This window comes from Micromonospora pattaloongensis (assembly GCF_900107255.1).
Classification (GTDB): Bacteria; Actinomycetota; Actinomycetes; order Mycobacteriales; family Micromonosporaceae; genus Micromonospora_I; species Micromonospora_I pattaloongensis.
In genome coordinates this window covers 121,798-132,747 of the sequence record NZ_FNPH01000007.1, presented here as the reverse complement: position 1 = coordinate 132,747, position 10,950 = coordinate 121,798, and the positions used below count along the sequence as shown (strand labels likewise).

11 protein-coding genes are annotated in these 10,950 nt (G+C 75.0%); all 11 read right to left on the bottom strand.

Annotation, left to right across the window (positions count from 1 at the left end):
• Genes BLW47_RS18510 through BLW47_RS18460 form a run of 11 tightly spaced genes read right to left on the bottom strand, consistent with a single transcriptional unit; the run spans window position 1 to window position 10,820 of the window.
• Window positions 1–1,956 (bottom strand): putative baseplate assembly protein, encoded by a 1,956-nt coding sequence (locus BLW47_RS18510; protein WP_091559180.1) that lies wholly within the window; start codon window positions 1,954–1,956, stop codon window positions 1–3.
• Window positions 1,956–2,366 carry a GPW/gp25 family protein gene (locus tag BLW47_RS18505; protein ID WP_091559376.1) on the bottom strand — a complete coding sequence of 137 codons (411 nt, stop codon included), beginning with the start codon at window positions 2,364–2,366 and terminating at the stop codon, window positions 1,956–1,958. The genes BLW47_RS18510 and BLW47_RS18505 overlap by 1 nt, the downstream gene beginning before the upstream one ends.
• Window positions 2,367–2,371: 5 nt before the next feature.
• Window positions 2,372–2,653 carry a PAAR domain-containing protein gene (locus tag BLW47_RS18500; RefSeq protein WP_091559176.1) on the bottom strand — a complete coding sequence of 94 codons (282 nt, stop codon included), beginning with the start codon at window positions 2,651–2,653 and terminating at the stop codon, window positions 2,372–2,374.
• A gap of 26 nt (window positions 2,654–2,679) precedes the next feature.
• Window positions 2,680–4,515 (bottom strand): VgrG-related protein, encoded by a 1,836-nt coding sequence (locus BLW47_RS18495; RefSeq protein WP_091559174.1) that lies wholly within the window; start codon window positions 4,513–4,515, stop codon window positions 2,680–2,682.
• Window positions 4,505–5,269 (bottom strand): CIS tube protein, encoded by a 765-nt coding sequence (locus BLW47_RS18490; protein WP_091559170.1) that lies wholly within the window; start codon window positions 5,267–5,269, stop codon window positions 4,505–4,507. Before BLW47_RS18490 ends, BLW47_RS18495 begins: the two co-directional genes overlap by 11 nt.
• A gap of 4 nt (window positions 5,270–5,273) precedes the next feature.
• Entirely contained in the window at window positions 5,274–5,711 is a 438-nt protein-coding gene (locus BLW47_RS18485) for a phage tail protein (RefSeq protein WP_091559167.1), read from the bottom strand.
• A 53-nt stretch (window positions 5,712–5,764) separates the two neighbouring features.
• Window positions 5,765–8,170 (bottom strand): hypothetical protein, encoded by a 2,406-nt coding sequence (locus BLW47_RS18480; RefSeq protein ID WP_139307359.1) that lies wholly within the window; start codon window positions 8,168–8,170, stop codon window positions 5,765–5,767.
• Between the two features lie 37 nt (window positions 8,171–8,207).
• Window positions 8,208–8,366, bottom strand: a complete 159-nt coding sequence (locus BLW47_RS18475; protein ID WP_091559162.1) for a DUF6760 family protein — start codon at window positions 8,364–8,366, stop codon at window positions 8,208–8,210.
• Window positions 8,363–8,812 (bottom strand): hypothetical protein, encoded by a 450-nt coding sequence (locus BLW47_RS18470; protein ID WP_091559159.1) that lies wholly within the window; start codon window positions 8,810–8,812, stop codon window positions 8,363–8,365. The genes BLW47_RS18475 and BLW47_RS18470 overlap by 4 nt, the downstream gene beginning before the upstream one ends.
• A gap of 4 nt (window positions 8,813–8,816) precedes the next feature.
• Complete coding sequence (locus BLW47_RS18465; RefSeq protein ID WP_091559156.1) at window positions 8,817–9,260, bottom strand: phage tail protein; 444 nt, start codon at window positions 9,258–9,260, stop codon at window positions 8,817–8,819.
• 24 nt (window positions 9,261–9,284) lie between these two features.
• Window positions 9,285–10,820 (bottom strand): phage tail sheath family protein, encoded by a 1,536-nt coding sequence (locus BLW47_RS18460; RefSeq protein ID WP_091559372.1) that lies wholly within the window; start codon window positions 10,818–10,820, stop codon window positions 9,285–9,287.
• Window positions 10,821–10,950 lie beyond the last annotated feature (130 nt).

Below are 10,950 nucleotides of genomic sequence, written 5' to 3'. Positions count from 1 at the left end.
TCACGTGCTGACCCGCACCTGATGGCCGTACGAGAAGGCGAGCGCGTTGACGTTCAGCTCGATGCGCTGCACGGCCTCACCGCGGTCCCCGGTGGTCGGGTCGGCCCCGAACAGCCGCACGTCCTCCACCAGGTCCACCCCGTCGACGCGCTGCAGCACGGCGTGCAGCTCGCCCGACTGGACCGGCCGGCCGAACGGCCACCCGGTGCCGTCGGGGCCGCCCCGCACCGGGTCCAGGTAGTCGTAGAGGGCCCGCAAGGCCCGGCGGCGCAGGTCGGCGGCCGAGCCGGTGGCCCGGGGCCGGGCGCGCACCTGGGCGACCACCGTCACCCCCTGGTAGAAGGGCGGCTCCACCAGCACCCGGGCACCGACGCAGCGCCGCGCGTCGAGGAAGGACCGGATCCGCTCCAACGTCTCCTCCCGAGGCCGCAGCGCGGCGAACCGGGCCACGTCGTCGTCGGCGTCGCGGTGCTCGCCCAGCGCCGGCACGACCAGCACCCGCACCGCCGTCGAGCCGTCGCCGGCCGGCACGCACCGCACCCGCAGCACCTCCGGGGCGGCCTGCCGGGCCAGCTGCTCGTAGTCCTCCGTGGTGACCGCCCGCTCCCGGGTCCGCAGCGTCAGCGGTCCCCGGACCGACGTCTCGGCCAGCGACTCACCGTCCACCCCGCCGGTGGCCGCCGCCCGGTTGCTCACCGTCGACACGAACGGCACCGGGTCGCGCAGCACGGTCAGCGCGCGGGCGGCCACGTTGCCCTGCCGGCCGCCACCCGTCCGATACGCCGGGATCCGGACCACCGCGCCCTTCGGCGGCACCGCCCCGTACCGGCGTACCGCGCCGTCCGGCTGCCGCACGGCCGGCCCGAAGCGGATCTCCCCGCCGGCCCGGTCCACGCACACGTGCCGGTCCTCCGGCCCGGAATCGGCGAAGCTCGCCACCTCCCGCCAGGTCTGCCAGCCGTCGGCCGTACCCACCTCGATCTCGACGGCCCCGTCGGCGGCCACGATCGGCGCGCGCTGCACCGTGAAGCGCTGGCCCGGCACCCCCTCGGACGCGCCCAGGCTCTCCCCGGCGATCAGCTCCGCGTGGCAGGCCTCGACCGTCCCGCCCACCGTGGCCGCCTGCGCCCGGCCCAGCCGCGGCGGGGCGTGGAAGAACGGCTGCCCGGCGACGGGCTCCCGCAGCCGGCAGCGCAACCAGCCGGCGCGCTGCCGGGCCACCACCGACGCGGCGTGCCCGGCGGGTACGTGCAGGACCACCTCCCCGGCCCGGTTCAGCGCGCCGGTGGTGTCCCGTTCCACCGGGCACGCCACCCAGCCCTCGTCGGTCCACGCCTCCCAGGCCAGCGGCGGGTTCGTCGGGTCGACGCCCCGCCCGGCCACCACCCAGTCCATGGTGAGCAGCACCGCGCAGCCGGGCACCGGCACGTCGAGGCCGAACAGCACGGCGTCGCCGGCCGCCGGCGGATCGGCGAACGCGGGCAGCCGATCGACCCCGCCCAGCTCGCCGGTGCGGTCGGTCGGCTGACCCCCGTCCGGCACGGTGACCACCCGGACCAGCCGGCACGGGGGCACGGTCAACTCGCGCAGCGTCTCGAAGGTCACCGGCTCGACGTGCTCGGCCCGGACGGTCGCCACGTGCGTGCCGGCGGATACGACAACCGGCGCGTCCCGCGGCGCGGAGAGCCAGAACGTGACGTCGGTCGAGGCCACCGCCGGCGGGAACGGGGTGATGCCGAGCAGGTCGAGGAACTTCACGTAGTGCCGGTCCGGCACCCGGTTCAGCCGGTAGAGCAGCTGGTCGACCAGGTACGCGAACGTCTCGATGAGGGTCACCCCCGGGTCGGAGACGTTGTGGTCCGTCCACTCCGGGCAGCGCCGCTGCACCAGGCGCTTCGCGTCGTCGACCAGGTCCTGGAAGCGGCGGTCGTCGAGGTGGGGTGCGGGCAGGGCCATCACTCGGCTCCGGGTTCGTGGGCGGGGATGACGTAGAACGGGAAGACCAGGTTGCGGGGGTCGTTGTCCTGGCGCAGCCGGTAACGGATGTCGATGTGCAGCGTCCCCCGGGCGGCGTCGGCGAAGTCGACCAGCACGTCGTCCAGTTCGATGCGGGGCTCCCACCGTTCCAGCGCCAGCCGGACCTGGTAGGCGACCTGACCGGCGGTGGACGGGTCCGCCGGTGCGAACGCCAGCTCGTGGATGGCGCAGCCGAACTCGGGCCGGCCGGGCCGTTCGCCGGGGGCGGTGCCGAGGATCAGCCGGATGCTCTCCACCACCTCGCGGTCCCCGCGCACCAGGGCGATCCCGCCGGTCGGGTCGGTCCGCAACGGGAACGCCCAGCCCGCGCCGACGAAGTCGGTGGCCATGTCCGTCACCCGCCGATCAGCACGGTGGGACAGCCGGCGACGATCGGGGCGCCGCAGCCGGCGAGGTCGCCGAGCCGGGCGGCCGGCCGGCCGCCGACGAGGACGGTGGGACAGCCGGGCGGCAGCAGCGGCGACGGCGGATGCGGGGGCGTGCCCGGGAAGGAGCAGGCGTGCAGGGTGCCCACCGTCGCGGCGGGCTGCCCGCCGATGAGGACCGTGGGCACCCCGGGGCCGCCGACCGTCCCCGGGTGGGCGGTGGGGTCGCCGACGCGAGCGGCAGGTGGCACGGCTTGCTCCCTTCGTCACCGATGCTTCAGTTGATCCGCACGACCGCGCCGCGGACGGTGACCGGCCCGCCGGCGGTCAGCTCCGCGCCGCCCTGGCCGGCGACCTTGACGGTGGCGCCCTCCACGGATACGCCGCCCGTGCCGCGGACGCCGACCCGGCCCTGGCCCTCGATGCCGACGTCGCTCTTCGACGTGACGGTCACCTTCTGCCCGGTCAGTTCCAGCGGCCCGGAGCCGGCGTCCAGGCTGATCCCGTTGCGGGCCCGCACGCTCACCTTCCCGTCGCTGACGATCTCGATCTGCTTCCCGCTGCGGTCCAGCCGCAGGGTGAACTTGCGGTCCCCGGTGGCCAGCAGGACGCCGTCGGGGCCGCTGCCGGCCTCCAGCAGCTCCAGTCGGTGACCGGTGCGGGAGACCAGGGCGCGGGCGGCGATCCGGCCGCTGCCGCCGTCCACCGGGTCGGTGTCCAGCTTCGGGGGCGCGTCGGTGCCGTTGTGCAACCCGCCGAGCACGTACGCGGCGTCCAGGTTGCCGCCGGTGAAGCCCACCAGCACCTCGTCGCCCACCTCCGGCAGCAGCACCGCGCCCCGGTCCGCCCCCGCGCCGGGCTGCACCACGCGCGCCCAGCCGGTGGTGTACGCGCCGTCGAGCCAGGGCAGGGTGAGCCGGACCCGGCCGAGCTTCTTCGGGTCCTTCACGTCGCTGACCACCGCCGGGACCAGCCCGTCGGCGGTCCGGGCCGGCTCGGCGGCGCCCGCCGTCAGCCCGTACAGGGAGCGGTCGGAGCGGCCGGAGACGGTGAACGCGGTGGTGTAGCCGGCCTGCTCGCTGAAGACGTGCCGGGTGCTGGTCAGCACGTACCTGCCCTGGAACGGTTCGCCGATGTTCGCCAACGCCACCGCGGCGCCGGCGCGCAGCTTGGCGTTGCCCTTCGCCACCCCTTCGATCTCGGTGCAACCGCCGCCCAGGTCGCCGGCGAGCGCGCCGGAGACCGCCCGGACCGCGGCGTCCGTGCCGAGGGTGGGATCGGCCACCAGGTACGGCGGGCTGCCCATCTTCCGGCCCAGCTCGGCCGGGTCGACGCCGATCCCCTCGGCGCCCGGCACCCTCGGCGTGGCGGTGGCGCTGACCGCCCGCTTGGTGGCCGGATCCCAGCCCCGCGCGCCCACCTCCGGCACCTGGGCGGTGGCGGTGACCCCGGCGCGCAGCGCGATCAGGTTCCGGTTGACCTCCAGCACCAGCGGGTCCTGGGTGGCCCGCGCCGACGGGTCGGGGGCGCCGGCGGGCGGTTCGGGCATCCGCAGGTGCAGCGCGCCGTCGAGCACCAGCACCTGCGCGCCGACCAGTTCCGCGAGCCGGTGCAGGAACACCCAGTCGCTGACGTTGTCCTGGCTGAGCTGGGCCTCCGGCTCGCCGCCGATCCCGGCCACCGGGTCGATCCGGCCCGCCTTCAGCCCGGCCCGCTGGGCCACCTTGCGCACGATGTCCGGCACGCTCATCCCCGGGTACGCCGCGACCCGCCGGCCGCGCAGCAGCCGGTGGGCCAGGTCGAGGCCGCGCACCTCGGTGAACGTGCCGGTGGCGTCCAGCTCGCACTCGAGGGCGGTGACCTCGCCGGTGAGCAGGGGCGCGGGACCGCCCGGGTCGGAGGTCTGCACGGTCAGCCGGACCGGGGCGCCGATGGTGAAGCCGCCCTTGGCCAGCACCGTCCGGTCCGGGTCCCGGTAGCGCAGCAGGAACCGGTCGGGCAGGTTGCGGCTGTCGTCCACCGCCGCGTACGTCAGCAGCGACGCGATCTCGGCGGGCAGCGCGCTGCCGCCCACCTCGACGAGGAGGGCGTTGGCGAACTGCTCATTGGCCACGGGCGCTCAACTCTTCCGGGGCGGGCACCAGCAGGGCGGTGCCCGGGCGCAGCCGCATCGGGTCGTCGATGTCGTTGGCCTCGGCGATCTGGCGCCACAGCCCGGCCCGCCCGTACGCCTGGTAGGCCACCGAGTGCAGGGTGTCCCCGGCGACGACGACGTGGATGTCGCGGGCGGCGAGGGCGCCGGAGGTGGGGTTCTGCCCGGCCAGCTCACCGGAGATCTCCTCCAGCGTCACGGTGCACAGGGCCCGCACCGGGGTGCCGCCGGGGGTGAACAGGGTGTACTTGGCGCTGACGCTGGACACGAAGGACGGGAAGCCGACCATGCCGCCCCAGTGGAACACCACCCACGGCGGCGAGCCCTTCTTCTGCTGCCGGCTGGCGTCGGTCGGCACGCAGCAGGCGAAGAGCTCCTCCACCCGCTTCACCACCGAGCTGTCCATCGTGTCGGTGGCGTCGAAGAACATCTCCAGGCTCAGCTTGCACGGGTCCGAGCCGGTGAACTCGGGCACGCCGCTCTTCTTGGCGTTGCGCTGCGCGTCCCGCTTCCACTTGGCGGTCTTGGTCAGCGCTAGCTCCTTCGGGTTGAACTGGAACGGGATCCGACCGAGCTGCGGCCCGGGGGAGGCGGTGCCGCCGTTGCGCGGCGGCTCGTGCAACTGCAGGTACGCGTGGGTGAGCTGCGGCGGCGGGCCGCCGCCCCGGCCGGCGGGGCTGCCGGCGGCGGTGAAGGTGACCGGGGAGGCGGTCATCCGGTCACCCCCCGGTCCCGGGGCCGAAGAAGCCGTGGTGGGCCAGCTCCAGCGTCTCCACGGCGACCTTCGGGCTGTCCGGGCTGAGCTGCGGCCCGGTCCACTTCACCGGGATCACGTCGAGCAGTCCCCATCTGGCGATCACGGTGCCCTCCAGGGTGCGGGCCTCGATGGTGGCGGTCTTGCGGGTGATCCCGTTGGCCATGCCGGAGAACCAGCGCATCAGCTTGGTGCTCTCCGCCGTGACCGGCCGGGAGAGCTTGACGTTGGAGAACTTCATCCGGGTGGGCAGCTGCCAGACGTGCCCGTTGTTGCCGCCCTCCTCCCGCTGCTCGACCACCACCTCGCAGCCGAGCCCGTCGCAGGTGTTGAACGCGCCGAGATCCTGGTCGTCGATCTTGACGACGAAGGCGATCGCGACGGCGACCTCGTCCTTGGCCATTCATCCCTCCTGGTCGGTCGGCGCTGGATCGTGGGAACGTCCGGGGCGCACGGTCAGCCCGGCCCGCCGAGCACCCCGTGCCGCTCCCGGTCGAGGCGCAGCTCGGTCTTCAGCCGGCGCAGCAGCGGGTCGTAGAGCTTCTTCAGCAACTCCTCGGGCTCCACCCCGGCGGCCGGAGCGGTGCCAGCCGCCGGCTGACCGGTCGCCGTCGGCCCGCCGCCCGGCGGCGGCTCCGCCGCCGGGGACGGGGTGCGCACCTCCGCCGGCGGCGCGTCGGCCGGTTCCGCCCGCTGCGCCACCGGGTCCGGCCAGCCGGGGTACGCCGAGGGCGGGCTGTCGCCGCCGGAACGCGACCGGCCGGGCACGGCGGGGGGAGACGAGTCCGGCAGCGCCCCCACCCACCGCTGGACCGGGACCGGCCCGGCGGCGCCGGGCGAACCGGCCACCGTGAACGTCCCGGTGCCCTCGGGTGCAGCGGCGCTGGGCAGCGGCACCTCGGGCTCGACGAGGTGGCCCGGTTCCGGGCGGGGCGGACCGGACACGGGGGTCGCCGCCGTCTCGTCGTGCTGCCAGGTGACCCGCTGGACGCTCGGGCGGGGTGGCGCGGGCACGTCGGGCACCGCGCCGGTCAACAGCCGCACGGGCCGCTCGCCGACCAACCGGGACACGACCAGGGGCGGGGGAGCGGGCGCGGAGGTCGCGTCGGGCGGCCCGCCGTCGGCCGCGTCGCCGGTGGCGTCCGGCGCATTCGGGTAGCCGCCCACCAGGTCGGCCGTGGCGGGCCCGGCCTCCGCCGGTGGGAGCGGAGCGTGGTCGGGTGCGACGAGGGGTCCGCCGGTGCCGCCGGTCGGGTCGGACGTGGTGCCGGCCGTCGACCCGCCGGTGCGGTCAGGCTCGGTGGACGTGCCGGGCGCCGCCAGCCGGGACACCACCGGCAGGTCGGACGTACCGGGTCCCCGGCCGTCGGCCCTGCCCGCTGCCCGGCCACCGGCGGTCGTGGCCGTCGGGACCTCGGCGGTCGTGGCCGTCGGGACGTCGGCGCTGGGGGGCGGGGAGCCGCCGACGGTCGTGGGCGGCTCGGCGAGCAACGGCGCCATCCGCAGGTCGGTGAGCGCGCCGTCCTCCGGCGGCACGAAGGTCTGCACGGGCGGCGGCCCGTCCGTACCCGAGCCGGCCGCGCCGCCGTCCGACGGCGTGGCGTCGGCGTGGGATGTCCGACCGGCTGCCGCGCCGGTGACCGGCAGCTCGCCGACCGGCGGCGCGGGGCCGCGCACGGCCCCGGCGTCGGCCGGTGTGTCCGCCGGGGAGGGGTCGAGGGCGGTGGCGGACGGGTCGGCGGACGCGCCGAGGCGCGAGACGACCGCCTCCCCGATCAGCCCGGCCGAGGTTTCCGCCGCGGTGGGGGCGGTGTCCGGCGATCCATCGCCACCGTCCGGTGGACCGAAGGGCCGTGGACCGGCGACCGCCTCGCCGACACCACGTGGCGGCCGGTGCGCCGGGGATGGGCCGCCGTCCCCGATCGACCGGCGTTGGACCGGGAGGCCACCGGCCGCTCCCGCGTCGCTGGCGGCCGGGCTCGGCGGACGCGGCGGGGGCACGATCGGTTCGCCCAGGCCGAGCCGGCGGGGCCGCCCCGGGCCGTTCCCCGCCGACCGCTGCACGGGCAGGTCGGGCGCGGAGCGTCGCGCTTCCGGCGAGGCGATCGGCCCGGCCGTCCCCGCCGCCGGCTCAGGCCCCGTCGGCGCGTCCGCGCCCCGGGACGCGCCCGGTTCGACGGGGAACGTGGCGGGGCCCGCCACCTGAGCGTCCAGCCCGAGCGTCGGCGCGCCCGGCTTCTCGGGCGTCTCGGGCACCCCGGGCGCGCCGGTCGGGTCGGGCGCGGCGCTGTCGACGGTCCGCTGGACCCGGTCGGCCGGCCGGTCGACGGCCGGCAGGTGCAGTTCCAGCGGAGCCGGAGGCGCGGTCAGCAGGCGGCTGACCGTCCCGCGCTCCACCGGAACCGGTCGTTCCCCGGGCGACACGGCCGGCGGCGGCCCCGCTGACGCACCCCCGATCTGCCGTTGCAGGGACGGTGCGGTGCGGCGGGCCTCCGGCGGCGGCGTCACGAGCGGCAGCGACGTGAGGGTGTCCGCCGGGGTGCCGCCCGCGGTCCCCGGGTCTGCCGGTGCCGGCTCGGGCACCGGCAGCACCGCCCCGTGCAGCACCCCGGCCGGCTCGCCGTCGCCGACGAGGTGCCCGAGCGGCGACAGGTACGACGGGTCACGCCAGGCGGCCAGCGAGCCGGTGAAGGACTCGGGCAGATTTAGCCGTGGCTCGTCCGGGGTGACCCGCTGGATCGCCGGCAACCCCAGCCATGCGGGCGGCTCGTCGCGGCGGTGCGTCGGTGCGCCGGCCGGCGGCCCGGCGTCCCCGGTCGGCGCCGACGTGGACGCGGCGCCGTCCGTGGTGGACCGCTGCATGGTCCGGTGCGATCGCCACGGCCACCGCCACATCGGGTCACCGTCCCTGACTGATCCGGGTGTTGATGCTGGCGATCTCGGCCACGTAGCGCAGCCGCTCGCCGTGTTCGAGGTCGAGGAGCTCGTCCAGCGACCAGTGGAAGTGGTAGGCGACGTACGCGACCTCGGAGTAGATGCGGTCGGCCGCGTACGTCACGATTCCCCCAGGCGGCCGCCGGCGAGGTCGACCGCGAAGCGGTGCTGGCACTCCGGGCAGACCACACTGGCCCGGGTGTGCCCCTCGCTGTTGATCCGCCGGTACATGTCCTGCAGGAACGCCAGGTCGGAGGCGAACAGGTCCTCCACGATGCCGGGGTGCACGTCGACCACGGTGCCGATCCGGGTGATCACCCGGCTGAGCAGCACCACGGTGAGGTACGGCGGGTTCTCGCGGACCCGGTCGTCGCGCAGCGGCACCAGCTCGTCCCGCGCGGTCGCCAGCCGCATCACCCCGTCCCGGTGCACCGTGCCGGAGCCGTCGACGTACCCGCGCGGCAGCTCGAACGGGAACTCCGTGCGCAGCGTCTCGCGCCGTGGGGCGACGGCCGCCGGCTCGACCTGCTCGGGGCCGGGCGGCGGGACGAGGGACGAGGTACGGCGCATGGGGCTACTCGACCTCCATCGACTCGTACGTCACCACGAGCTTCTCGGTGAGCACGCTGGTGTCGCCGGCCTTCAGCGAGCTGATCTCCAGGCTCTTGGCCCAGGCGTTGGTGAGCTTGTACCGCTTGATCGGCATGCCCTCGTAGTCGAAGACGATGATCGCCCCGCCCTTGCGGGCGTCGCCCATCTTGCCGAAGCGGCAGTCCTTGATCCACCGCTCGAAGCTGTTGTCCGCGGTCAGGCCGCGGGTCAGCGTGACCTCCCCGGCCTTCGGCGCACCCGGCGCCTTGCGGACGACGAACTTGCCGTCGGCGGTGTTGGACTTGTACTCGATGACGTCCTGCTCCATCTTGAGGCCGGAGACCTCGGTGATCTGCTTGATCACCACGCTGTCCACCTCCAGGCCGAACGAGTGGCCGACGGCGGAGTCGAAATCGGGGAGCGGCACGACTGCCTCCTGACGCTACGGGGACTACTCGTTGACCAGGCTGGTGCCGCCGGACATCTGCGCCAGCTGGAAGATGACGAACTCGGCGGGCTTCACCGGGGCCACGCCGATCTGGCAGACCACCTGCCCGGCGTCGATGCCCTCGGCCGGATTGGTCTCCCGGTCGCACTTGACGAAGAACGCCTCGTCCGGGGTGAGGCCGAACAGCGCCCCGCGCCGCCACTCGTTGACCAGGAAGGCGCTGACGGTACGGCGGATGCGGGCCCAGAGCATGTCGTCGTTGGGCTCGAAGACGACCCACTGCGTGCCGTTGAGGATGGACTCCTCGAGGTAGTTGAAGAGCCGCCGCACGTTGAGGTAGCGCCACGCCGGGTCGGACGACAGCGTCCGCGCGCCCCAGACCAGGATGCCCCGGCCGGGGAAGGACCGGATGCAGTTGACGCCGAGGGGGTTGAGCAGCTCCTGCTCCGCGCGGGTCAGCTGGGTCTCCAGGGCGACCGCGCCCCGGATCACCTCGTTCGCGGGGGCCTTGTGCACGCCCCGTGCGCCGTCACTGCGTGCCCACACCCCCGCCAGGTGTCCCGACGGCGGCATGAACCGGTTGGTGCCGGTCACCGGGTCGAACACCTTGATCCAGGGGTAATAGAGCGTCGCGTACTTCGAGTCGTACCCGGCCTGGTCGGTGCGCCACTCCTTGACCTGCTGCGGGGAGAGGCCGGGCGGCGGGTCCAGGATGGCCATCCGGTCGCCCATCAGCTCGCAGTGGGCGATCATCGCCGACTGCACGGCCTTCACCGACTCCAGGTCGATCGCGCCGCGCTGGTAGGCCCCCATCAGGTCGGGTACCGCGACCATTGTCACCTCGTCGACGGCCTCCAGACCGCCGAAACCGGTCCGTTCGGCCGCGTCGCCGACGTACTCGTCGGCGGACACGTTCTCGGGGGCGCTGACCGCCGGCGGGGGAGCGGTGAGCGCCACCTCGCCGCCGCGGGGCCGGGCCAGCTGGCCGGTCGGGGCCGCCTCCTCGATGGTGATCAGCTTGGACTTCTCGCGGACCACGGTCACCACGTTGTCCTTGCCGCGCTTGGTGGTCACCGACTCGAACGTCTCGACCACCTGACCGCCGCGCTTGACGACCAGGTTGAACCGGTCCTCGCCGGCGCCCTCCGGCGGGTCGGCCACCTCGACCGTCAGGTCGTCCGGGGTGCCCTCGGGCAGGGCGCGGGCCACCACCCGGTAGGTGCCGAGGATCGCGGTCGGCTCGGGCGCCGGGGGCAGTGCCTCCTCGCTGGCCCGGTCGCCGCCGACCCGCACGATGTACGCGGCCCCGCCGCCCTGCATGAAGTACCCGTAGACGGCGTGGCCCAGGTAGCAGTCCGGGGCGAACTCGCCGAAGATCTGCGCGTACTGGCTCCAGTTGGTCACCAGTGTCGGGGTGTTGAACGGCCCCTGCGCGGCGAAGCCGACGAACGCGGCGACCGCCGTGCCGACGCCCTCGATCGGGCGGGAGCCGGACTCCACCTCCTCGACGTACACGCCCGGCGCCAGGTAGTTGGGCATCACGCCTCCTCGTCCCTCAGTCAGGGTCGAGTTGAGCGTCTCGCGTGTGCTGCGCTGGTCGTACGTCCAGGCGGACGCATGATCGGGAAACGTTCGACGCCCTTACGGGCACCTGGTCCGCCGAGGCATC

Bases quoted from the DNA above. Each gene is read 5' to 3' on its own strand.
- BLW47_RS18505 (WP_091559376.1), bottom strand. From the start codon at position 2,366: ATGGCCACCGACTTCGTCGGCGCGGGCTGGGCGTTCCCGTTGCGGACC.
- BLW47_RS18485 (WP_091559167.1), bottom strand. From the start codon at position 5,711: ATGGCCAAGGACGAGGTCGCCGTCGCGATCGCCTTCGTCGTCAAGATC.
- BLW47_RS18510 (WP_091559180.1), bottom strand. From the start codon at position 1,956: ATGGCCCTGCCCGCACCCCACCTCGACGACCGCCGCTTCCAGGACCTG.
- BLW47_RS18490 (WP_091559170.1), bottom strand. From the start codon at position 5,269: ATGACCGCCTCCCCGGTCACCTTCACCGCCGCCGGCAGCCCCGCCGGC.
- BLW47_RS18460 (WP_091559372.1), bottom strand. From the start codon at position 10,820: ATGCCCAACTACCTGGCGCCGGGCGTGTACGTCGAGGAGGTGGAGTCC.
- BLW47_RS18470 (WP_091559159.1), bottom strand. From the start codon at position 8,812: ATGCGCCGTACCTCGTCCCTCGTCCCGCCGCCCGGCCCCGAGCAGGTC.
- BLW47_RS18480 (WP_139307359.1), bottom strand. From the start codon at position 8,170: ATGCAGCGGTCCACCACGGACGGCGCCGCGTCCACGTCGGCGCCGACC.